The organism is Streptomyces sp. NPDC050388, from assembly GCF_040655635.1.
Taxonomy (GTDB): Bacteria; Actinomycetota; Actinomycetes; order Streptomycetales; family Streptomycetaceae; genus Streptomyces.
Genome location: NZ_JBFAKH010000013.1, coordinates 12,950 through 36,226 on the forward strand (window position 1 = coordinate 12,950; position 23,277 = coordinate 36,226).

Annotated in this window: 18 protein-coding genes and 1 other RNA gene; 16 read left to right on the plus strand and 3 right to left on the minus strand. The window is 71.4% G+C overall.

Annotated features, from left to right (window positions below):
* The first annotated feature begins 603 nt into the window (after window positions 1-603).
* The 4 genes from AB0I73_RS09865 to AB0I73_RS09880 all read left to right on the plus strand — a co-directional run bounded on the left by AB0I73_RS09865 (window position 604) and on the right by AB0I73_RS09880 (window position 5,890).
* Window positions 604-2,271, plus strand: a complete 1,668-nt coding sequence (locus AB0I73_RS09865; protein ID WP_363035592.1) for a serine/threonine-protein kinase — start codon at window positions 604-606, stop codon at window positions 2,269-2,271.
* Window positions 2,272-2,426: 155 nt separating this feature from the next.
* The gene (locus AB0I73_RS09870; protein ID WP_363035594.1) at window positions 2,427-3,713 is read left to right on the plus strand and encodes a protein kinase; all 1,287 of its coding nucleotides are present in this window, start codon (window positions 2,427-2,429) and stop codon (window positions 3,711-3,713) included.
* A gap of 100 nt (window positions 3,714-3,813) precedes the next feature.
* Complete coding sequence (prfB, locus tag AB0I73_RS09875; protein WP_361448803.1) at window positions 3,814-4,920, plus strand: peptide chain release factor 2; 1,107 nt, start codon at window positions 3,814-3,816, stop codon at window positions 4,918-4,920.
* 307 nt (window positions 4,921-5,227) lie between these two features.
* On the plus strand, window positions 5,228-5,890 hold the full coding sequence (locus tag AB0I73_RS09880) for a hypothetical protein (protein ID WP_363035597.1): 663 nt from the start codon (window positions 5,228-5,230) through the stop codon (window positions 5,888-5,890).
* Window positions 5,891-6,018: 128 nt separating this feature from the next.
* Here AB0I73_RS09880 and AB0I73_RS09885 read toward each other — a convergent pair whose 3' ends face one another.
* Entirely contained in the window at window positions 6,019-6,210 is a 192-nt protein-coding gene (locus tag AB0I73_RS09885; protein ID WP_109378301.1) for a hypothetical protein, read from the minus strand.
* Between the two features lie 258 nt (window positions 6,211-6,468).
* Between AB0I73_RS09885 and ftsE the strand changes: the two genes are divergently transcribed.
* The 7 genes from ftsE (at window position 6,469) to AB0I73_RS09920 (ending at window position 13,881) form a co-directional block, all read left to right on the plus strand.
* Window positions 6,469-7,158 carry a cell division ATP-binding protein FtsE gene (gene ftsE, locus AB0I73_RS09890; RefSeq protein ID WP_109378302.1) on the plus strand — a complete coding sequence of 230 codons (690 nt, stop codon included), beginning with the start codon at window positions 6,469-6,471 and terminating at the stop codon, window positions 7,156-7,158.
* A gap of 29 nt (window positions 7,159-7,187) precedes the next feature.
* Window positions 7,188-8,105, plus strand: coding sequence for a permease-like cell division protein FtsX (gene ftsX, locus AB0I73_RS09895; RefSeq protein ID WP_109378303.1), 918 nt, complete (start codon window positions 7,188-7,190; stop codon window positions 8,103-8,105).
* Window positions 8,106-8,173: 68 nt separating this feature from the next.
* Window positions 8,174-9,334: a S41 family peptidase gene (locus AB0I73_RS09900; RefSeq protein ID WP_363035600.1), complete on the plus strand. Its 1,161-nt coding sequence runs from the start codon at window positions 8,174-8,176 to the stop codon at window positions 9,332-9,334.
* A gap of 437 nt (window positions 9,335-9,771) precedes the next feature.
* On the plus strand, window positions 9,772-12,048 hold the full coding sequence (betT, locus tag AB0I73_RS09905) for a choline BCCT transporter BetT (RefSeq protein WP_363035602.1): 2,277 nt from the start codon (window positions 9,772-9,774) through the stop codon (window positions 12,046-12,048).
* Between the two features lie 364 nt (window positions 12,049-12,412).
* Window positions 12,413-12,892, plus strand: a complete 480-nt coding sequence (gene smpB / locus AB0I73_RS09910; protein ID WP_109378307.1) for an SsrA-binding protein SmpB — start codon at window positions 12,413-12,415, stop codon at window positions 12,890-12,892.
* Window positions 12,893-13,038: 146 nt separating this feature from the next.
* Window positions 13,039-13,442: a transfer-messenger RNA gene (gene ssrA / locus AB0I73_RS09915) on the plus strand.
* A 190-nt stretch (window positions 13,443-13,632) separates the two neighbouring features.
* A complete protein-coding gene (locus AB0I73_RS09920; RefSeq protein ID WP_363035604.1) occupies window positions 13,633-13,881 on the plus strand; it encodes a hypothetical protein in 249 nt (82 codons plus the stop codon).
* Window positions 13,882-14,049: 168 nt separating this feature from the next.
* Here the strand turns inward: AB0I73_RS09920 and AB0I73_RS09925 are convergent, their stop codons facing one another.
* Entirely contained in the window at window positions 14,050-15,423 is a 1,374-nt protein-coding gene (locus tag AB0I73_RS09925; protein WP_363035606.1) for an MFS transporter, read from the minus strand.
* Between the two features lie 83 nt (window positions 15,424-15,506).
* Between AB0I73_RS09925 and AB0I73_RS09930 the strand changes: the two genes are divergently transcribed.
* From AB0I73_RS09930 to AB0I73_RS09950, 5 genes are all read left to right on the plus strand, one after another.
* Window positions 15,507-16,475 carry a LysR family transcriptional regulator gene (locus AB0I73_RS09930; protein ID WP_363035608.1) on the plus strand — a complete coding sequence of 323 codons (969 nt, stop codon included), beginning with the start codon at window positions 15,507-15,509 and terminating at the stop codon, window positions 16,473-16,475.
* A 192-nt stretch (window positions 16,476-16,667) separates the two neighbouring features.
* The gene (locus AB0I73_RS09935) at window positions 16,668-17,849 is read left to right on the plus strand and encodes a hypothetical protein (protein ID WP_363035610.1); all 1,182 of its coding nucleotides are present in this window, start codon (window positions 16,668-16,670) and stop codon (window positions 17,847-17,849) included.
* Window positions 17,849-20,065 carry a glycosyltransferase gene (locus tag AB0I73_RS09940; protein WP_363035612.1) on the plus strand — a complete coding sequence of 739 codons (2,217 nt, stop codon included), beginning with the start codon at window positions 17,849-17,851 and terminating at the stop codon, window positions 20,063-20,065. The genes AB0I73_RS09935 and AB0I73_RS09940 overlap by 1 nt, the downstream gene beginning before the upstream one ends.
* Complete coding sequence (locus tag AB0I73_RS09945; RefSeq protein ID WP_363035614.1) at window positions 20,062-21,285, plus strand: acyltransferase; 1,224 nt, start codon at window positions 20,062-20,064, stop codon at window positions 21,283-21,285. Before AB0I73_RS09940 ends, AB0I73_RS09945 begins: the two co-directional genes overlap by 4 nt.
* A gap of 238 nt (window positions 21,286-21,523) precedes the next feature.
* Window positions 21,524-21,931 carry a PPOX class F420-dependent oxidoreductase gene (locus AB0I73_RS09950; protein WP_202277577.1) on the plus strand — a complete coding sequence of 136 codons (408 nt, stop codon included), beginning with the start codon at window positions 21,524-21,526 and terminating at the stop codon, window positions 21,929-21,931.
* 717 nt (window positions 21,932-22,648) lie between these two features.
* Here AB0I73_RS09950 and AB0I73_RS09955 read toward each other — a convergent pair.
* Window positions 22,649-22,990: a hypothetical protein gene (locus AB0I73_RS09955; protein ID WP_363035616.1), complete on the minus strand. Its 342-nt coding sequence runs from the start codon at window positions 22,988-22,990 to the stop codon at window positions 22,649-22,651.
* Window positions 22,991-23,277 lie beyond the last annotated feature (287 nt).

The window sequence follows — 23,277 nt, forward strand, 5'->3', positions numbered from 1 at the left end:
AGGCATCCTCGCACCTGACACCGGCAACGTGCCCGCCCCCCGGCATCAAATGATCTTGATTGGTCGGCTCTGCCCTCAAAAGTACCTGCCCAATGCGCCGCGGGTGATCGTTTCAGCGCCACTTGAGATCGGTCACGTCCGGTGTCCGGCAACCAAACGGACCGAGTCGAGCGTCTTCCGTCGAACACGGACGGGGAACCGTACGGAGGAAACCCCAGCCCCGGGGAACCCGGCACAGGGCGGAAAGCCGGCACGGATCCGACAAGGACCCGACAAGGACCCGACAGGAAGAGACGGGAAGACGCCGAAGTCGACAGGCCGGTGTCCCGTGCGGCGGCACCGGGCCTGTCCGGCACATCCCCGTCGTCCGCCCGGGGGAGGGCGGGCTCCGGGGCGTCCGGTGCGTGCGATCGCAAGGCGCCGGAAGGTCCTCGATGGGGCCCCGCTCGAGCGGAGCCGAGAGCTTGGGGGAGTGCGTGCCAGGCGTCACAGAGCAGGCGGGGATTCACCGGCCAGGCCCTACAGTGGGGCGGAGCAATTCCGTTCCGCGGTACGACGAACCACGGTGTACGCCAGCCAAGCAAGCAGCAGGGAGCGCATGACGTGCGGCCGGTAGGGAGCAAGTACCTGCTCGAGGAGCAGATCGGACGCGGCGCCACGGGCACCGTCTGGCGGGGCCGTCAGAGGGAGACCGCGGGGGCCGAGGCGGCGGTGCCCGGCCAGCCGGGTGAGACCGTCGCGATCAAGGTCCTCAAGGAGGAGCTCGCGAGCGACGCGGACATCGTGACGCGGTTCCTGCGGGAGCGCTCCGTCCTGCTCAGGCTGACCCACCCCAACATCGTCCGGGTCCGCGACCTGGTCGTCGAGGGCGATCTGCTGGCTCTGGTCATGGACCTCGTCCAGGGCCCCGACCTGCACCGCTACCTGCGGGAGAACGGCCCTCTCACCCCCGTCGCCGCCGCGCTGCTGACCGCCCAGATCTCCGACGCGCTCGCCGCCAGCCACGCCGACGGCGTGGTGCACCGCGACCTGAAGCCCGCCAACGTCCTGCTCAAGCAGGACGGCGGCGAGATGCACCCGATGCTGACCGACTTCGGCATCGCCCGGCTGGCCGACTCCCCGGGCCTGACCCGCACCCACGAGTTCGTCGGCACGCCCGCGTACATCGCGCCCGAGTCCGCCGAGGGCCGCCCGCAGACCTCCGCCGTCGACATCTACGGCGCCGGAATCCTGCTGTACGAGCTGGTCACCGGCCGCCCGCCGTTCTCCGGCGGCTCCGCCCTGGAGGTGCTGCACCAGCACCTGAGCGCCGAACCGCGCCGCCCCTCCACGGTCCCGGACCCGCTGTGGACGGTCATCGAGCGCTGCCTCAGCAAGGAACCCGAGCACCGGCCCAGCGCCGAGAACCTCGCACGCGGCCTGCGCGTCGTCGCCGACGGAATCGGCGTGCACGTGAACTCCGCGCAGATCGCCGCCGCGGAGAACGTCGGCGTGCTCCTCATGCCCGACCCCGCGCCCGCCCCCGTGCCCGGCACGCCGGGCGCGCCCGGTGCCGCCGACCCGACGCAGGTGCTGCCGCACACCGGGGGCGTGTACGACCCCGACGGCGCGACCAGCGTCCTGCCGCACACCGGTGCCCACACCGGCGGGCCCTCCGGCGCCGCCGACCCGACCGCCGTCATGCCCCCGGTGCCACCGGGCCCGCCCGGCCAGGGCGGCCAGGGACAGGGCGGCCCCGACGACCCGCACCCCTGGCAGAACCAGCTGCGCGCGGCCCGCGACCGCAACGAGCAGACGCAGGTCCAGTACCTCGACCCGGGCGAGGACCCGCTGCGCCGCCGTCCCCAGCGGCAGGTCGCCCGGCCGCCGCAGCAGCCGCAGCAGCGCCGCCCGCAGCACCAGCCCGCTCCCGGCTACGGGCAGCAGCCGCAGCAGTACCAGCAGCCGCAGCAGTACGCCCCGCCACCGCCGCAGCGACCGCGGCAGCCGGAGCCGCAGCGGTACACCCCGCCGCCGGAGCCGCGGCGTCCCGCGCGCGAGCCCCGACAGCGGCAGCGCAGCGCCAACCCGATGCGCATCCCCGGTCTCGGCTGCCTGAAGGGCTGCCTGTTCACGATCATCATCCTGTTCGTCGCGGGCTGGCTGATCTGGGAGCTGAGCCCGCTGCAGGGCTGGATCGGCAGCGGCAAGGGCTACTGGGACCAGCTCACCGACTGGTTCGGCACGGCGACGGACTGGATCCAGGACCTGGGCGGACCCGGGGCGCCTTAGAGCCCCGGCCGAAAGGGACGCCCGCCCCCTTCCGGGGGCGGTTCCGACTTGTTTGCCGATTTGTCGACACCCGGCGGGTGAATTCGCCGTCCCCGGTGAACGTCGGCTTTCGAGGCGCGTAGCTTTGGCGGCAACACGCGTCGGTAGGAGCAGTCTTGGCACGGAAGATCGGCAGCCGGTACACCGCCCACCAGATCCTGGGCCGGGGCAGCGCCGGCACGGTGTGGCTCGGCGAAGGGCCGCGAGGCCCCGTCGCCATCAAGCTGCTGCGCGAGGACCTCTCCTCCGACCAGGAGCTCGTCGGGCGTTTCGTGGGGGAGCGGACGGCCCTGCTCGGTCTGGAGCACCCGCACATCGTCTCGGTGCGCGATCTGGTGGTCGACGGCAACGATCTCGCCCTGGTCATGGACCTGGTCCGCGGCACGGATCTGCGCACCCGGCTCGACCGGGAGCGCAGGCTCGCGCCGGAGGCCGCGGTGACGATCGTCGCCGACATCGCGGACGGCCTGGCGGCGGCGCACGCGGCGGGGGTCGTGCACCGGGACGTCAAACCGGAGAACGTGCTGCTGGACATGCAGGGCCCGCTCGGCCCCGGCGGCTCGCACCGCGCCCTGCTGACCGACTTCGGCGTGGCCAAACTCATCGACACCCCGCGCCGCACCCGGGTCACGAAGATCATCGGGACGCCGGACTACCTGGCGCCGGAGATCGTGGAGGGCCTGCCGCCGCGCGCGTCGGTCGACATCTACGCGCTCGCCACGGTCCTGTACGAGCTGCTCGCGGGCTTCACGCCGTTCGGCGGCGGACACCCCGGGGCGGTGCTGCGCCGCCACGTCACCGAGTCGGTGGTCCCGCTCCCCGGCATCCCCGACGAGCTGTGGCAGCTGCTCGTGCAGTGCCTGGCCAAGGCGCCGGCCTCGCGGCTGCGTGCCTCGGAGCTGGGGACACGGCTGCGGGAGCTGCTGCCGATGCTGGCGGGGATGCCGCCGCTGGACGTGGACGAGCCGGGCACGGACCCGGTGGAGCCGGAGAGGCCGGACAGGACGGAGAGGCCGGAGCAAGGGGGCACCCCGGCCTCCGGCCCGGCACCGGGCACCGGGGTGCCCGTGCGGCGGCGCGGCGCGGTCCCGCTGGTGCCGGGCGCGAGGCCGGCCGACTCCAACCGGGACACCCACACCTCGATGCGGGTACCGAGCCCCGACGAGCTGGCCGGCGGCGCCCGCGGCACGGCCCGCGCCCCCCGCGCGAGCGGCGCCCGCCGCCCCGGTTCGGCCCGCAACCGCGCGCTCGCCCGCCGACGCCGGCTGACCCTGGCCGTGCTGGCGGTGACCCTGCTGGCCGCGGTGGGCGCCGGTGCCTGGCTGGCCACCTCGGACGACGAGCCGGGAACGAACCCCAAGGGCGGCAACGACAGCAACAACTCGGCCCCAGCCACCCCTTGAGTCGCACCCGCCCCACGCGTGACCCGCACTGACACCGCCGGTGGGGATTCCGGCCCGGTGTTCGGTAGGGGCGGCTCGAGCGAGCCGTTACGCTGGGGGTGTGGCAGTCGTCGATGTATCCGAAGAGCTCAAGTCCCTCTCCTCGACCATGGAGTCGATCGAGGCCGTTCTGGACCTCGACAGGATGAGGGCAGACATCGCCGTGCTCGAGGAGCAGGCGGCCGCGCCCTCCCTGTGGGACGACCCGGAGGCGGCGCAGAAGATCACCAGCAAGCTCTCCCACCTCCAGGCCGAGGTCAGGAAGGCGGAGACGCTGCGCGGGCGGATCGACGATCTCGCCATTCTCTTCGAGATGGCCGAGGAGGAGGACGACCCGGACACCCGCGCGGAGGCCGAGGCCGAGCTCGAGGGCGTCCGGAAGGCGCTCGACGAGATGGAGGTCCGTACCCTCCTGTCCGGCGAGTACGACGCCCGTGAGGCGCTCGTCAACATCCGGGCGGAGGCCGGTGGCGTCGACGCCGCCGACTTCGCGGAGAAGCTCCAGCGGATGTACCTGCGCTGGGCCGAGCAGCACGGCTACAAGACCGAGGTCTACGAGACGTCGTACGCGGAGGAGGCCGGCATCAAGTCGACCACCTTCGCCGTGCAGGCGCCCTATGCCTACGGCACCCTCTCGGTCGAGCAGGGCACGCACCGACTGGTGCGCATCTCGCCCTTCGACAACCAGGGCCGGCGCCAGACCTCGTTCGCGGGCGTCGAGGTGCTCCCCGTCGTCGAGAAGGCCGACCACGTCGACATCGACGAGAGCGAGCTGCGCGTCGACGTCTACCGTTCCTCGGGCCCCGGCGGCCAGGGCGTCAACACGACCGACTCCGCGGTGCGCATCACGCACATCCCGACCGGCATCGTGGTCTCCTGCCAGAACGAGCGCTCCCAGATCCAGAACCGCGCCACCGCGATGAACGTCCTCCAGGCCAAGCTGCTGGAGCGGCGCCGCCAGGAGGAGCAGGCCAAGATGGACGCCCTCAAGGGCGACGGCGGCAACTCCTGGGGCAACCAGATGCGTTCGTACGTGCTGCACCCCTACCAGATGGTCAAGGACCTGCGCACGGAGCAGGAAGTCGGCAACCCCGAAGCCGTGTTCAACGGTGAGATCGACGGCTTCCTGGAGGCCGGAATTCGCTGGCGCAAGCAGCGGGAGAAGTGATCCCCGCGCTGACAGCGCTTTGTCGACAAGGCAACTGCCGCCCTCGGGGCGGCAGTTGCCTTTCTCATGTCGAGGATGTCGGGGTTTTGCATCACACTCACAGCTTCGACGACCGGCAAACCGTGCGGAGGTGGACATCGCGTACGCAACGGCCTTGACGTCGATTTGAAAAGTGGGAAGGGTGAGGCGCGGCATGCGTATCTCTGGGGCGCATGTGAACCGGGGGGCGTTTCACCGCAGTGACCCCCGTTGATCACGGCCCCGAGCGCCGCCTCATTGACGATGAGCTACTGGGGGTAGCAACCAGATGACCAAGAAGACGCGTATCCGTGTCGCACGGATCGCGGCCGCTGCCGTGATCGCGGGCGGCGCCTCGCTGACCGCCGCCGGCGCGGCCTCCGCCCTCGGCATAGGCGTGAACGCCGGTGTCGGGAGCCAGGGCGCCAACGTCGGCGTCAACGTGAACCTCGAGGACGCGGACCCGACCGAGCCGACCGAGCCGACGGACCCGACGGAGCCGGACCCGACCGAGCCCACCATTCCGACCGACCCGGACCCGACCGAGGACCCCACGACGGACCCGACGGAGGACCCGACCGAAGACCCCACGACGGATCCGACCGAGGACCCGACGGAGGACCCGACCGAGGACCCCACGACGGATCCGACCGAGGACCCCACGACGGCCCCGAGCACCCCGGGTAACGGCAAGGGCAACGGCGGTGGCGGCAACGCCGCCAACCCCGCCGGGGGCTCCGACGTCTCCACCCAGGAGCAGGGCTCCTCGGCCCTCACCGACACGGGTGACGAGCCCGCCACGTCGGCCCAGGGCAACGGCCAGGAGCTCGCCGAGACCGGCGCCGCCGAGATGACCTTCCTGGTGATCGGCGCCGCCACGATGATCGCCGGCGGCATCGGCTTCCGCGTGCTGCCGCGCCTCATGACCGGCCGCGGTGGCGCCGCCGCCTGACGGTGACGCCGCGCGTACGCACCGTACGCAGGGCAGGGACACAGGCCGAGGGGCCCGGAGCGCACATGTGCTCCGGGCCCCTCGGGCGTGCTCGGGGTTCTCCGCGCCGGACGGCGGATCCGCGACGGTCAGACGGTCTGGTGGGCGAGCAGCGCCACCGCCGCGACCAGGACAGCCAGCAGCGCGATCAGCGTCATGGGGTTCAGGCCCGCGAAGAAGTTCACCTGTTGCATCCGCTCGCGGCTCGCACGGCACACCGGGCACCGGCCCTCGCTCACGGGTGCGGCGCAGTTGGCGCACACCAGCCGGTCGTACGTCATCCGCTCTCCTTCCTCGCACCGGTTCCAGTCAGTACAACGCCCGCGGCGGCGCGAACGTTCCCCCCACCACTGTGCCAGGTTCCCCGGAAATCGGCGCGGCCCCCGTATCCTGCCCACCCCCGACCCCGGGCCGGCGGGCCCGCCGCACATCCGGCATAAAGCGCGCAAGTGGCGCGCAACCCACTCCGGTGACTGCGGTCGGGCTTCCGCTTCGCGTAAGGTCACGCACATCTACCCCCGGCGACCCGTGGTGCACCCGTGATCCGATTCGACAACGTCTCCAAGGCCTACCCCAAGCAGAACCGTCCTGCCCTCCGAGATGTCTCCCTGGAGGTCGAGAAGGGCGAGTTCGTGTTCCTCGTGGGGTCCTCGGGCTCCGGCAAGTCCACCTTCCTGCGGCTGATCCTCCGCGAGGAGCGGGCCAGCCACGGTCAGGTGCACGTCCTGGGCAAGGACCTCGCGCGCGTCTCCAACTGGAAGGTGCCGCAGGTCCGGCGCCAGCTGGGGACGGTGTTCCAGGACTTCCGCCTGCTGCCCAACAAGACGGTCGCCGAGAACGTGGCCTTCGCGCAGGAGGTCATCGGCAAGTCCCGGGGCGAGATCCGCAAGTCCGTGCCGCAGGTGCTCGACCTCGTCGGGCTCGGTGGCAAGGAGGACCGGATGCCCGGTGAGCTCTCCGGCGGTGAGCAGCAGCGCGTCGCCATCGCGCGGGCCTTCGTCAACCGGCCCAAGCTGCTCATCTGCGACGAGCCCACCGGCAACCTCGACCCGCAGACCTCGGTGGGCATCATGAAGCTGCTCGACCGCATCAACCGGACGGGCACCACCGTGGTGATGGCGACGCACGACCAGAACATCGTGGACCAGATGCGCAAGCGCGTCATCGAGCTGGAGAAGGGCCGCCTCGTCCGCGACCAGGCACGCGGCGTCTACGGCTACCAGCACTGACGAGGAACGGAAAGGCTTAACCCCACGCCATGCGCGCCCAGTTCGTTCTGTCGGAGATCGGTGTCGGTCTCCGCCGCAATCTGACGATGACCTTCGCCGTCGTCGTCTCCGTCGCCCTGTCGCTCGCCCTGTTCGGCGGGTCGCTCCTGATGAGCGACCAGGTCAGCAGCATGAAGGGCTACTGGTACGACAAGGTCAACGTCTCCATCTTCCTGTGCAACAAGAGCGACGCCGAGTCCGACCCCAACTGCGCCAAGGGCGCGGTGACCGAGGACCAGAAGGGGCAGATCAAGGGCGACCTGGAGAAGATGTCGGTCGTCGACTCGGTCACCTACGAGTCCCAGGACGCGGCGTACAAGCACTACAAGGAGCAGTTCGGCGACTCCCCGCTGGCCAGCTCCCTCACCCCGGACCAGATGCAGGAGTCGTACCGCATCAAGCTGAAGGACCCGGAGAAGTACCAGGTCGTCGCGACCGCCTTCGACGGGCGGGACGGGGTGCAGTCGGTGCAGGACCAGAAGGGCATCCTGGACAACCTCTTCGGGCTGCTGAACGGCATGAACTGGGCCGCCCGCGCGGTGATGGCGCTCATGCTGGTCGTCGCCCTGATGCTGATCGTCAACACGGTGCGCGTCTCGGCGTTCAGCCGTCGGCGGGAGACCGGGATCATGCGTCTGGTCGGCGCCTCGGGCTTCTACATCCAGGCGCCGTTCATCATGGAGGCCGCGGTCGCCGGACTCATCGGCGGCACCCTCGCCTGCGGATTCCTGCTGGTCGGCCGGTACTTCATCATCGACAACGGACTGGCGCTGTCGGAGAAGCTGAATCTGATCAACTTCATCGGCTGGGACGCGGTGTTGACGAAGCTTCCGCTGATCCTCGCCACCAGTCTGCTGATGCCTGCCCTGGCTGCTTTCTTCGCGTTGCGCAAGTACCTGAAGGTGTGACTCTTGCCAAGAGGGGGCGTACGGTCAACCGGCCGTGCGCCCCTTCGCGTTGTCCTAGACTCGCCGGCATGTCAGGTCGTGCCCTGTTCTGTCAGCCCCGCCGCGTCCGTCGCGGATCCGCCCTGACCTTGGTGTTCGCGAGCGTGCTCGTGGCCGGCGCGGCCACCGGCAGCCTGCCCGCGACCGACCGGAAGCCCGCCGCGCGCCCCACCCAGGCGGCCGCCCCCACCGGACGCCACGCGGAGGTCGCCGAGGCGGCCGAGGAGGCCATGGAGGCCGGCACGTCCCCCGTGGAGGCCGCCGAGCGCGCCGTCAGCCGCAGCGGGGACCGGTGGGGCGCCGTCTACTCCCCGGGCGAGTACGAGGAGTTCGAGGACGCCCTCGACGGCCGGTACACCGGCGTCGGTCTGTGGGCCCGCGAACGGTCCGGCCGTATCGAGGTGACCAGGGTGGGCAGCGACACCCCCGCGGCCGACGCCGGTATCCGCGCGGGCGACCGGCTGCGCAGCGTCGACGGCGAGCGGGTCGACGGGTGGCCCGTCACCGAGGTCGTCTCCCTGCTCCGCGGTGACGACGCGGCCGAGTCCGCCGGCACCACCGTCCGCCTCGGCCTGGAACGCGGCACGCGCACGTGGAGCGAGACCCTGCGCCGGGCCAGGCTGTCCCGGGACACCGTCACCGTGGACGAACTCCCCGGCCGGATCACCGTCGTCAAGGTCGGCGCCTTCACCAAGGGCTCCGGCGACGAGGTCCGGGCCGCCGTGGAGGAGGCGCCGGCCGACGCCGGCCTCGTCCTCGACCTGCGCGGCAACCCCGGCGGCCTGGTCGCCGAGGCGGTCACCGCGGCCTCCGCCTTCCTCGACGGCGGCCTGGTCGCCACCTACGACGTCGAGGGCGAGCAGCGCGCCCTGCACGCCGAGCCCGGCGGCGACACCACCAGACCCCTGGTCGCGCTCGTCGACGGTGGGACGATGAGCGCGGCCGAACTGCTCACCGGAGCCCTCCAGGACCGGGGCCGGGCGGTCGTGGTGGGCTCCCGCACCTTCGGCAAGGGCTCCGTGCAGATGCCCGGACGGCTGCCCGACGGCTCGGTCGCCGAACTGACCGTCGGCCACTACCGCACCCCGTCCGGCCGGGGCGTCGACGGCCGGGGCATCACCCCCGACCTGGAGGCCGAGGAGCAAGCGCTCCAGCAGGCGGGCACGGTCCTCGCCGGCCTCGGCCGCTAGGTCCTGGCCGGCAGACCCCCCGTCTGCCCAGTGACGTTCGGCACACCCTCCCCCGAGTTCTTCGGGCAGGGGGGACCCCAGCCGCGTTGCCGAAACGCCCACGTGGCTCCTCCCCCTCTCGGCTCCGCTCGAACAGGGGAAACCCCCATGAGCAGAGGGGAGGAGCGACCCCCGGCGCGCCGCCGAACCCGCCCTCCGGGCGGACGACGGGTATGCGTCGGACAGGGCCCCGCGCGGCGCCCTGGTCCCCTGCCCTCGTGAGCCGCCACCCGGGGCATATCCGACATCGGGGCTAACATGGCCAGATAGGGCGTACGACGGAGTGCCCCCCTGTGCCCCCTGCGCACAGCCTCTCCCCCTTCTTTCGGGATCGAGGCCGCGGACCTCTGCCCACGCTGACGCCCGCCCGAACTTGTCGCCGATAGGAACAGGAACGCATGCCGGAAGCCGTAGACACGCCCCGCCCCGGGAACGAGCAGCCGAAGGCCCCGATCGAACGCCGTCACCTCGGCGGCACCGAACGGCGGCGCCACGGCCAGGAGGCCGAGAACCGTCCTCCCGTCTCCCGCCAGGAGCTCAGCAAGGCCCCCGCGGAACTCATCGAGGAGCCCGGCCCCAAGGTCAACTGGCGCGTCTTCGTCATCGCCTCGGCCATCATCGTCGCCTTCTCCCTCTGGGCCATGTTCGCGCCCGGGCACGCCGCCGGCACCATGCGGGGCATGGTGGCCTGGATCGCGGAGAACCTCGGCTGGTTCTACGTCCTGACCGTCACCGTGGTGATCGTGTTCGTGCTCTGGGTCGCGCTGTCCAAGCAGGGCTCCGTCCGGCTCGGCCCCGACCACTCCCGGCCGCAGTACAAGCTCTTCACCTGGGTGGCCATGCTGTTCGCCGCCGGCGTGGGCATCGACATGCTCTTCTACTCCGTCACCGGGCCCATCTCCCAGTACATGGCTCCACCGGCCGGCGAGGGCCAGACGGCCGCGGCCGCTCAGGACGCCGTGGTCTGGACCATGTTCCACTACGGTGTGGCCGGCTGGGCCATGTACTCGCTGCTCGGCATGGCCATGGGCTACTTCGCCTACCGCTGGGGCATGCCGCTGTCCATCCGGGCCGCCCTGTACCCCCTGCTCGGCAAGCGCGTCCGCGGCGGGATCGGCGACACCATCGACATCGTCACCCTGGTCGGCACCGTCTTCGGCGTCGCCACCTCCATGGGCATCGGCGTCGTGCTGCTGAACGTCGGCTTCTCCCTGCTGTTCGGCCTCCCGGAGGGCCTGGCCCTGCAGATCGCGCTGGTGGTCGTGGCAGTGATCATGACCATCGTCGCCTGCACCTCGGGCCTGGACAGGGGGATCCGGCTGATCTCCGAGCTGAACATCTGGGGCGCGGCGGCCATGCTGCTGTACATCCTGGTGACCGGAGAGTCGGCGTTCCTGCTCAACGCCCTGGTGGAGAACATCGGCCGGTTCGTCTTCTCGCTGCCGGACCGGACCCTGCAGACCTTCGCCTACCAGGAGGGGGGTTCCGAGTGGATGGGCGGCTGGACCCTGTTCTTCTGGGCGTTCTGGCTGGCCTGGGGCCCGTTCGTGGGCCTGTTCCTCGCCCGTATCTCCCGCGGCCGCACGCTGCGCGAGTTCGTCATCGCCGCCATCACCGCCCCGGTGCTCTGCGACTTCCTGCTCGTGAGCATCTTCGGCAACAGCGCCATGCACCAGGTCCTGAACGGGAACGAGGAGTTCGCCCAACAGGCTGTGGACAGTCCGGAGAAGGGCTGGTTCGCGCTGCTGGAGATGTTCCCCGGCGCCGGCTTCCTGATCGGCCTCGGCACGCTGTCCGGATTGCTCTTCTACCTCACCAGCGCCAACTCCGGCGCCATGGTGATGTCCAACTTCTCCTCCTCGATCCCCAAACCGTCGCAGGACGGGGCGAAGTGGCTGCGCGTCTTCTGGGCGGTGCTCACCGCGGTGCTGACCATCGCGATGCTGGTGGCCGGCGGGGTCACCACCATGGAGTACGCGACACTCATCTTCGCCCTGCCGGTGACGGTCATCGCCTGGCTGGTGATGGCCTCCTTCTCCAAGGTCCTGCGCATGGAGCGGGCCGAGCGCGAGGGCCGGGTCCTGCGCCGGCAGTCGACGGCGGCGCACGGCGGCCACGTGCCCGAGCGCACCTGGCGCCAGCGGCTGGAGCGGATGCGCTCCTACCCCTCGAAGAGGCAGGTGGCCCAGTTCACGGAGCGCACCGTGCAGCCGGCGCTGGCCGACGTGGTCCGTGAATTCGGGAAGCAGGGCTACCAGGCCACGCTGGACCTGGTCCCGAACGAGGACACCGGCATCGCCGGCCACGCGCTGGTGGTCACGATCCCCGAGCACCGCGACTTCCACTACCAGGTGCAGGCCGTCGAGGCCCCGGTGCCGATGTTCGGCGGACGCATGTCCCGCCAGACGGACGTCTACTACCGGGTCGAGGTGTTCACCCAGACCGGCTCCGAGGGCTACGACCTCATGGGCCTGTCCCACCAGCAGGTGATCGACGACGTCCTGGACCGCTACGAGGCGCACCTGGGCTTCCTCACCTACTCCACCCAGCACGACTACGCCTCGGTGCTCACGCCGCCGGTCATGACCACCACGGGCGCCGTCCCGGTGGTGGCGCCCGCGGAGCCGCAGGACGACGCCGACGCGAAGACGGTGGGCAGCGGGCTGAAGGCGTAGGCGCCGTTCCACCGGACGGCCGGTGCCCGCGCCACCCGCTTCGCACCCCCACCGCCTCACCACGCCACCGCTTCCCGGCGCCGGCACTCGGAAACGCCGTCCGTGAAACGCGCGTTCCCACGCGGGGACCCCGTCGACATCACGGACGGCGTCGGCTCAGGGGCGGCTGGAACCCGGAGGGCTCGGGCTTTCGGCGGGTCCACTCGAGGAACTTCGACGTCCTCCGGTCCGCCGGCAGCTTCCCGCCGGTGCGGCCGTGCACGTGCATCGCCTTGCGCCCGGAGCCCTTCGGCCGGACCCCACGCCCCGCCCCCGAAACCGGTTTCCCGCGGACCCCCTCCGTAGTGCCAAAATGGGCGGCACTATGGCTAAGGAAAAAGGGCGCAAGCTGATCGCGCAGAACAAGAAGGCGCGGCACGACTACCTCATCATCGACACCTACGAGGCCGGCCTGGTCCTCACCGGGACCGAGGTGAAGTCGCTGCGTCAGGGAAGGGCCTCGCTGGTGGACGGCTTCGTCCAGCTCGACGGCAACGAGGCGTGGCTGCACAACGTGCACGTCCCCGAGTACAGCCAGGGCACCTGGACCAACCACAGCGCGCGGCGCAAGCGCAAGCTGCTGCTGCACCGCGCGGAGATCGACAAGCTGGAGTCCAAGTCCCAGGAGACGGGGCACACCATCGTGCCGCTCGCCCTGTACTTCAAGGACGGCCGCGCGAAGGTGGAGATCGCGCTGGCGAAGGGCAAGAAGGAGTACGACAAGCGCCAGACGCTCCGGGAGAAGCAGGACCGCCGCGAGACCGAGCGGGCGATCTCGGCGGTCCGCCGCAAGCAGCGGGCGTAGCGCCCGTCCGCGGCGGACGGCCGTGCGTGAGGGGGCCCGGACCGGTCCGGACCCGTCGCACGGGAATACGCTGGCACCGACCCGCGTTGGTCACGTACGATGGCGACAGCACCCCACAGTGGGTGCGCACCTTGAGAAGAAAACATGGGGATGATCGGTTTCGACAGCGGCTGTCGAGGCAGGGGAAGCGTGTCGAGGAAGCGGCCATGATCTCGTAAACCACAGGCCGAAAAAAATAATCGCCAATTCCAAGCGATCCATCTCCCAGGGCGAGCTCGCCCTCGCTGCCTGATCTTCAGGTAGCGAGCAGCAGCTCTCCTACTAAAGGGAGTGTCAGCCCGGGGATGTTCCCGACCCGGATCCTGGCATCATTCAGGGGACTAAACCTTGATCCCGGTCACGGGGTGAAGAGGGAAAACCAACAGTGACTGAGCCCGTCGGAGACTTGTCCGCGTGATCTCCGGGGCCGAGAAAAGCACAGCGGACTGCACACGGAGAAGCCCTGGTTCCGCACCGTTGGACGCGGGTTCGATTCCCGCCATCTCCACAATTCCCATGTGGGCAAAGGCCCCGCCGCTGCAGCGGCGGGGCCTTTGCCATGCGCGGCCGACCTCCCCATGGGTCGCACGCGAGGCCCTGGCCTCGCGGGTGGAGGACGGCGACCGTCCGTAAGGGAAGGGGGTCCTACGCCGTCGCGGTACGGCGCCGGCTACGGCCCGTCAAGAGTATGAGGAGTGGGGATGAGTGAGGCGAAAAGGTACTCGGTCATGTTCGCCTTCCTGGGCTGCGTCAACTTCCTGACGGGGATCGTGGTCTGGGCCATGTTGGACAGGTTCAACGCCATGGCCCCGTTCGCGTGCTCGGCAGTCCTTTTCGCCGGGGCATGGCTGTGGGAGCGGTTCCCCGGAGCGCGCCGGGACCACCGGTGCCAGGACCCGGAAGCCGCCCCGGACGGCGGCGTCAAGGGTACGGGCGGGCGCGTCCGGTAGCCCGGCTCGCGACCGGCGTTCCGGACGCGGCGCCGGGCCGCATCCGCGATCTTCGACGTCGGGGGTCCTCCACTGACACGGTTCGCGGGGGAGGGGGCGGGAGGCAGAGCGGGTGGGCAAAGCGTGTCGAAGCGCTTCGACCGGTGAAGGTGTGCGAGCCGGGGGCCGTCAATGGGGCGGGCGGGAATCGGCGGAGCGGTTCGACGGACCGAACGGTGAGCGGGGGCTCAGCGGTCCGGGCAGGGCCAGTGCCGTCAGCAGGGCCGTCCCGGCCGCCGTCACCGGAACCCCGTACCCGGCCGCCGCCGAGGCGTGTTCCACGGCCCAGCCGCCGGCCGCGCTGCCGCAGGCGATCCCGCCGAGCAGGCCGGTCACCGCGAGCGTCATCCCCTCGTTCAGCCGGCCCTCGGGGGTGCGGCGCTGGACCAGCGTGATCGTCGTGACCATCGTCGGCGCCGTGGCCATCCCGGCCAGCAGAAGCGCCCCCGCCAGCAGCAGGAGCGAGCCGGTGAGGGCCGCCGCGAGCAGCGGCAGGACCATCAGCGCGGTCATCGCGGCCAGGCACAGGGGCAGTCGGGACCGGGCGGACCCCGCCGGGCGCACCGCCCCGTAGGCGAGGCCCGCCGCGCAGGAGCCGGCCGCCTGGAGGGCCAGCACCGCGCCGGCCGCCGAGCGGTGCCCCTGCGCGTCCGCGAACGCGATCGTGACGACCTCCATCGAGCCGAACACCTCACCGGTCGCCAGGCAGACGACGAGCAGCGGGCGCATCCCGGGCGCGTGGAAGGGAGCCCGGCCCTGGGCGCGCCGCTCGGCCGGCGGCTCGGTGGAGCGCTGGGCGGCGAACAGGGTCACGCCCGTCAGCAGCAGCAGCGCACCCACCAGCGTGCCCGCCTCCGGGAAGAGTGCCGAGCAGAGGAAGGCCGCGAGCACCGGGCCCAGCATGAAGCACAGCTCGTCCGCGGCCTGTTCGAAGGAGTTCGCGGTGTGCAGCCCTTCGGCGGCGTCGGCACGGCCCTTCAGCAGGTGGGCCCAGCGGGCCCGGGACATCCCGCCGGTGTTGGGCGTCGTGGCGGTGGCGGCGTAGGCGGCGAAAAGGGTCCAGGCGGGGGTGCCGTGGCGCACGCAGAGCAGCAGCGCGAGGGAGCCGAGCACGGCGAACACCGTCGCGGGCAGGGCGACGCGGGCCTGCCCGTACCGGTCGACCAGCCGTGCCGTCCACGGGGCGACCACCGCGGTCGCCGCCAGACCGGTCGCGACGACGGCACCGGCGAGGGCGTACGAATCCCGCGCCCCGGCGATCATCATGACCGCGCTCACGCTGAACATGCCCATCGGCAGCCGGGCGACGAGGTTCCAGACGGTGAACGCGCGGGCGCCGGGCAGGGCGAACAGACGGCGGTACGGGCCCGGCGCCCGGCCGCGGGAGCCGTCCGGCCGCCCACGCGGTGCGAAGTCGACGACGACCAGGGTGTCGGCCGTGACGGTGAACAGCGGGGTGTCCCGGGAGGTCGCGCGGCGGTTGCGGAAGGTCGACTGAGGCATGGACTCACCGTCGCCCGCCCCCGCGGCACCGGTCCAACACCTGATCGGTACCGATTCACGCACCGGCGTTGTAGGTTCACCGGGTGTCCGCCCCCGCCCACCTCGACCCCCGCCTCCTGCGCGCCTTCGTCACCGTCGCCGAGGAACTGCACTTCACCCGCGCCGCCACCCGCCTGTACGTCGCCCAGCAGGCGCTCAGCCGTGATGTGCGGCGGCTGGAGCGGGAGTTGGGCAGTGAGTTGTTCGTGCGGACCACCCGCCAGGTGGCGCTCACCGCCGACGGCGAACACCTGCTGCCGTACGCCCGCCGCGTCCTCCAGGCGCAGGACGACCTGATCGCCGCCGCCGGGCAGACCCGCCCGCTGCTGGTGGACCTCAACTCCCCGGGCCTGCCGACCCCGCGCCGGGTCCTGCACCGGGCCCGCGAACTCACCCCCGGCCACGAGCTGATGGCCCGCTACGAGAGCGGCCTGACCTGGGCCGCGGCCGAGGTGCTCGCGGGGCGGCTGGACGCGTCTTTCGGGCGGTTCGCGGGGCTTCCCGAGGTGCTGCGGGCCGGGCTCGACCAGCAGCCCGTGCGGTACGAGCCGATGGCGGTGGTGCTGCCCGAGGACCACCGGCTGGCCGCACTGGAGGAGGTGCCGCTCGCCGCGATGGCCGGCGAGACGGTGTACGCCGGGGCGGGCAATCCGCGCACACCGGAGTGGACCGACCTCGCCCTGCTGCTGTTCGAGGGGCGGGACATCGCCCTCGCGCCGCCGGAACCCCTGGCCGTCGGGGAGGAGGAGTTCGAGCGGATCATGGCCAGGACGCGTCGTCCGATCCTCGCCGTGGTGGACTTCCCCGCGCTGACCTCGATGGTGGTGCGCCCGCTGGTCGATCCCGTTCCGCTGTCACCCGTGTCGCTGATATGGCGGAAAGGAAGAATTCACCCCGCTCTGGACGGACTTCGCAGGGCTGCGGCCGATATCGCCGCCGATGAGGGTTGGCTGCGGCGCCCTGTGAACGGGTGGGTTTCGGACGGTGATCTTGTTGTCATGAGTTCTCCCTGATGTCTCGGATGTCTCGCGAATGACACGAAACGGCACCGGGGGAACACAGAACCTCCGCGTGCGCTACATTCGATGCTCGAGCACGGTGTGATAGACGGGGCGCTCGGAGCGGGTGGGGGGCCCGGATCCGACGGCGAGTGCTCGGGCCGCGAGCGCACCCCGGAACAGTCCCGTGGGGGGAAGTGCGTGCGCGTGGAAAAGTGGCGAGAAGACGCCCAACCGGAGCGGTCCGAGACCGTGTCGGCGCCCGAGGGCGACCACGGGGACTGGTTCTCCCGGGGCACGGCCGGCCGCGCCGCCGAGCCGGAGCACAGACCCTACGCCTCCAGCAGGGACGACTGGCCCTACCCGTACGACACGAGCGCCGCGACGCGCCCGATGGACGGCGCGCCCGCCGCGGACGGCACGCGCAGGATGCCCGTACAGCGCGGACCGGAAGGAATGCCGCGCGACCCCTGGCAGGAGGACGCCCCGGCGACGGCCGTCCTGCCCACCGTTCCCGCTCCCGCGGCCCCCGCCGCCGACGTTCCCGTCCTCGACGCGCTCACCGACGACGTGCCTGTCGACAACGCAGCCGACGCCGACGACTCCGCCGGGCAGACCCATGACCCGCACGAGGTGACGATCCAGCTCGACGCCGTGCAGATCGGGAACGGGATGCTGCTCGGCACACCGGACCGGCCGGGCGGCAGAGCAGCGCACGAGCCCTCCGACGGGCCCGTCTTCGTCGACGAGTCGGGCCGCCGCGTCCGCCGCTACCGCCGTATCGGCCTGGTCGTCGGTCTCGCCTGCGCGGCGTACGCCGTCGTCATCGTCGCCACGCTGCTGTCCGGCAACTCCGACGCCCCCTGGGTGCCCGTCCACGGCCAGGAGCAGGAGAAGCCCGCCGAGAAGGTCGACACCTCGCCGCAGCCCGCCGAACCGGACGCGTCCCCCGACGCCGATGCCACCCCGGAGCCGGGCACCGAGCCGACCGCCGGCGAACCCGACCCCGTCACCCCGCCCGACGCCGGCCTCCCCGCGGGTGGCGGGGCCGCCGCCGGGGACGGAGCCGTCGAGCCCGCCGCCCCGACGCCGACGCCGCCGACCGGGACCACCCCGAAGCCGGGCACCGGCGCCGACGCCTCCCCGAGCGCTCCGGCAGGCCCCCCGGCCGGGTCGGAGCCCGCCGCCCCGACGACCCCCTCGGGCGGCACCAGCACCGCTCCGGCCCCGCCCCCCGCCGGGGAGGACCCCGGCGACGAGGAACCCGCCGGCACCGACAAACTCGCCCAGGCGCCCGCCGACCGGCCGGTCGTGGCCGCCGAGAGCCCCGCCGCACAGCCGGCCCCGTCCACCGACCCCGCCGCACCGTCCCCGGAGCACGTCCTCTGATGGCATCCCACTCCCACCGCCCCGGGTCCGCGACCGGAGCCCGAGGCGGCTCCCGGCGTCGCAGTCAGCCCAGGCGTCGCCGTCTGCCCCTGCGCCTGCTGCTTCCGCTGCTCGTGCTCGTCGCCCTGGCGGCGATGCTCATGCTGCGCGGATACACGCACAGCGAGATCCTCGCCGACCACCGCGTCCAGCCGCCCGCGCCCACCGACAAGGTGCCGGACAAGATCCTCGAGGGCGGCCCGGTCATCGACGCCCGTGGCGGCCGCACCGAGAGCCTGAGCGTGCCCGACCACCGGCTGGTCCTCACCTTCGACGACGGTCCGGACCCGGTCTGGACGCCGAGGGTGCTGGACGTGCTGAAGAAGCACGACGCGCACGGGGTCTTCTTCGTCACCGGCACCATGGCCTCCCGCTACCCGGGCCTCGTCCAGCGCATGGTCGACGAGGGCCACGAGATCGGCCTGCACACGTTCAACCACCCCGACCTCTCCCTCCAGTCCAAGAGGCGCATCGACTGGGAGCTGTCGCAGAACCAGCTGGCGATCACCGGCGCGGCCGGCATCCGCACCTCGCTCTTCCGCCCGCCGTACTCCTCCTTCTCCGCCGCCATGGACAACAAGTCCTGGCCGGTCACCGAGTACATCGGCAGCCGCGGTTACATCACCGTCGTCAACAACACCGACAGCGAGGACTGGCAGCGGCCCGGCGTCGACGAGATCATCCGCCGTGCCACGCCCGAGAACGGCGAGGGCGCCATCGTCCTGATGCACGACTCCGGCGGCGACCGCAGCCAGACCGTCGCGGCGCTGGACAAGTTCCTGCCCGACCTGAAGGAGAAGGGCTACGAGTTCGACAACCTCACCGAGGCCCTGGACGCGCCCAGCGCGATGAGCCAGGTGACCGGCCCCGAGCTGTGGAAGGGCAAGGCGTGGGTCTTCCTGGTCCAGGCCTCGGAGAAGGTCACCGGCGGTCTGGCGGCGGGCCTGGCGATCGTCGGCACCCTGGTCATCGGCCGCTTCGTGCTGATGCTCGTCCTCTCCGGCGTCCACGCCCGCCGGGTGCGCCGCCGGGGCTTCGGCTGGGGTCCACCGGTCACCGAACCGGTGACGGTGCTGGTCCCGGCCTACAACGAGGCCAAGTGCATCGAGAACACCGTCCGTTCCCTGATGGACAGCGACCACCCGATCGAGGTCCTGGTCATCGACGACGGCTCCAGCGACGGCACGGCCCGCATCGTCGAGGCCATGGGCCTGCCCAACGTCCGGGTGATCCGCCAGCTCAACGCGGGCAAACCGGCGGCGCTCAACCGGGGCCTGGCCAACGCCCGTTACGACATCGTCGTGATGATGGACGGCGACACGGTCTTCGAGCCGTCCACCGTCCGCGAACTCGTCCAGCCCTTCGGCGACCCGAAGGTGGGAGCCGTGGCGGGCAACGCGAAGGTCGGCAACAAGGACAGCCTCATCGGCGCCTGGCAGCACATCGAGTACGTGATGGGCTTCAACCTGGACCGCCGGATGTACGACATCCTGGGCTGCATGCCGACCATCCCGGGGGCCGTCGGCGCCTTCCGCCGCTCGGCGCTGGTCCCGATCGGCGGCATGAGCGACGACACGCTCGCCGAGGACACCGACGTCACCATGGCGCTGCACCGCGCCGGCTGGCGCGTGGTCTACGCCGAGAACGCCCGCGCCTGGACCGAGGCCCCGGAGACCGTCCAGCAACTGTGGTCCCAGCGCTACCGCTGGTCGTACGGCACCATGCAGGCCATCTGGAAGCACCGCCGCTCCGTGATCGAGAAGGGCCCCTCGGGCCGCTTCGGCCGCGTGGGCCTGCCCTTCGTCTCCCTGTTCATGATCGTGGCCCCGCTGCTGGCCCCCCTGATCGACGTCTTCCTGCTCTACGGCATCGTCTTCGGCCCGACCCAGAAGACGATCATGGCGTGGCTGGGCGTCCTGGCCATCCAGGCGGTCTGCGCGGCCTTCGCCTTCCGCCTCGACCGCGAACGCATGACCCATCTGATCTCGCTGCCGCTGCAGCAGGTCCTCTACCGCCAGCTCATGTACGTCGTGCTGCTCCAGTCCTGGATCACCGCCCTCACCGGCGGCCGCCTGCGCTGGCAGAAGCTGCGGCGCACCGGCGTCGTCGAGGCGCCCGGCGGCTCCGTGCCCGGCCAGCGTGCGCAGAGCAACGATGACCGGAGGCCCGTGGCATGACCCAGCGCACGACCGAGCCCGCACCCGTACCGGAGCCCGCCGCCCGGGCCGCCGGCACCGGGAAGCCGGGCCGCGACCGGTACCTCGACCTGCTGCGCTCCATCGCCCTGGTCCGCGTCGTGGTCTACCACCTGTTCGGCTGGGCCTGGCTGACGGTGCTGTTCCCGTCGATGGGCGTGATGTTCGCGCTCGCGGGTTCGCTGATGGCGCGTTCCCTGAAGCGCCCGGCGGCGAGCGTGATCCGCAGCCGGATCCGCCGTCTCCTGCCGCCCCTGTGGGCGTTCGCCGCGGTCGTGCTGACGATGATGTTCGTGAACGGCTGGAACCCCGCGAAGGACGACGGCACCTGGGGCCTGATCGGGCTGGTCAACTACATCATCCCGATCGGCGCCCCGCCCTACCCGTGGCAACTCGGCTCCCCGTCGGGCCTGCTGGACGTCACCTGGGCGGTGCAGGCCGCGGGCCCGCTCTGGTACCTGCGCGCCTACCTGTGGTTCGTCATCGCGTCGCCGCTGCTGCTGTGGGCGTTCCGCCGGGCCCCCTGGCCGACGCTGCTCGCCCCGCTGGGCCTGACGGCGATCGTCGGCACGGGCCTGGTGACCATCCCCGGTGAAACGGGCCGCGCGATCACCGACTTCGCGGTCTACGGCGGCTGCTGGGTGCTGGGCTTCGCCCACCACGACGGCCTGTTGAAGCAGATCCCGCGCTACGTCTCGGTCTCCTGCGCGTCCCTGGTGATGGCCTTCGGCCTGTGGTGGGCGTCGAACCACCTGGGCTCCGACGGCTGGGACCTCAACGACATCCCGCTGGCCCAGGCCACCTGGTCGTTCGGCTTCGTGGTGATCCTGCTCCAGTACTCCCCGTCGTGGCAGGAACTCCCGGGACGCCTGGCGCAGTGGGACAAACTGGTGACCCTCTCCAACAACCGCGCGGTCACCATCTACCTGTGGCACAACATGCTGATCATGGCGACGGTCCCGCTCGTCGACCTGCTGTACCGGCTCCCCTTCATGCAGAGCGAGCGCGGGGCGGAGGCCCTCAGCAGCACGTACACGCTGTGGATGTTCGCCCTGATCTGGCCGCTCATCGGCCTGGCGGTCCTCGCGGTCGGCTGGGTCGAGGACCTCGCGGCGAAACGGAAACCCCGCCTGTGGCCGAACGGCACGAAGCGCTCCACCGGCCGCCGCAGCAGGGCCGGCGCGGCAGCACACCGAGGCTGACGCCGAGGACTGTCCGGTGGGCGAGTTGCGCAGAACCCGCCGGACCTGCGCGAAGGGGCATGACCCGGATACGCCGGAAACCCGCCACGGGGTGATCGCGGGGCGGGAACCGACAGCGCCCGCCGAGTCCGTGTCATATCCCGGGACGCCGTGCTGTGGAGCTAACGTGAGGCGGTGCCAGCCGTTGTCGAGTCCCGTGCCACGGGTGCGGGACGTCCACGTGGAAGGGCCCGTTCCTGTGTCTGCCGAACTCTCCGACGACCTCAAGAAGCTCATCGACGACACCCCTGTCTTCGCGACAGTGGCCACACTCCAGCCCGACGGCAGCCCGCAGCTGACGGTGACCTGGATCAAGCGCGACGGCGACGACCTGCTGATCTCCACGACCATGGGCCGCAGGAAGGAGCAGAACCTGCGCCGCGACCCGCGGATCACCGTGATGATCAACCCGTCCACCGCGCCGTACACCTACGCCGAGGTGCGCGGTACGGCCACGCTCGGCACGGACGGCGGCCCGGAGCTGATCGAGGAGCTCTCGCGCAAGTACACGGGTAAGGCCTACGCGGACTTCAACCCGGCCTCCGCCGACGACGCCCCACGCGTCGTCGTCCGGGTCACCCCGCGCAAGGTCGTCGGCTCGCTCTAGGACAAGCACGCGAAGCCCCGGGCGGACGGGTTGCTCTTGATCGGCAACCCGCCCACCCGAGGCTTCGCCTCTTCCTGTGCCCGGCCAGGTGGGAGAGACCCACCGGCCGAGAAGCCAGTGGCCCGGTGGTCAACGGGAGAGGTCGAGCAGCGGTCCTGCTGCGTTCTCCGAGTCGCGCACCAGGACGACGGTCGGGGCCGGTCGTGCTGCCCGGCGGCCTCGACGCGGCCGATGCCGAAACATCTGCCCACGCCCCGAGGAGGACACACCGCCCCAAAACCGTGAGCATTTTGGCCACCACTGTCCTGCTGCCGCTCATTTGAGTGCATAAGTGACACATGCCCGCCGACTGCTCACGGTTTTCCGCGAGGCACCCGTCTCCGACCCCGCAGCTCCGGGACCGCAAAAATCCCCCACACCACCCGGCGGGACACCTCATTTCTTCTGCCAAGGCCCGGTGCGGGGTTCCGCGGCAGCGTCTCGGTTCCGGCCACGGTCCGGCAGCCGCCGACGATCCCGGACGGCGTACCACCACCGCGCCCCCGCCCTCTCCCCACCCGCCGACAGCCGCCGAGCCCTCCCGGCGTGCAGGCGAGGCGCCAGTGCGTACCGTCAGCGCCGGGCAGCCGCGCGACCGACGGCAGACCGCAGGCATGCCTGGCCACCCGTCCCTCCAGGCCGCTTGCTCGCTTCTCACCCGTGCTGGAGCGAGCCGAGTCACGGGTGGCCCGGAGGGCCATCGCCGCAGGCGACGCGGAGCGGTAGCGGAGCGCCCTTCACTCGGGTCGTGGAAGCACGACACTGGCCGAGAAGCGAGTGGCCCCGACGTTCACTTCGTGAGGTGAGAGAGGAAGGCACCCCACGTGGCACGGGAGGGGCCGAGCCGGGGGCCGGCCGTGACCCTGCGCCGAGGAACTCACCCCCATGGTGGGTGTCCAACTGCACGGTGCAGAGCCGTGGGACAGCTCCCGGCAGGTGGTCGATGGACTGCCCCGTCCCGGGGAAGGAGCCCTTGCCGAACGGGATGATCCGAACGGTGACATGGCCGAACCCGCTCATGTCCAGCAGGTGCTGGAGCCGGGCGCGGGCGGCTGCGGGTCGGGATGCGGGACAGCCGTCCGCACGTTCCCGCGCCGTTCGACGGGTTTCCCGGGACCGGGTCGCGCTCGCCCCGGCCGGTGCCGAATCCGGACGAGGGCTGCGCCTGGTCCAGGAGTACGCGGCCAGTTGGGGCGGACGGGCCCTCGGGGACGGTGTGCCGGGGCGGAGTGCGGGAAAGCTGCTGTGGTTCGAGGCGGGCGGGCGGCGGGGCCCGGCGTGATGGACAAGACATGCGGTCGTGCAAG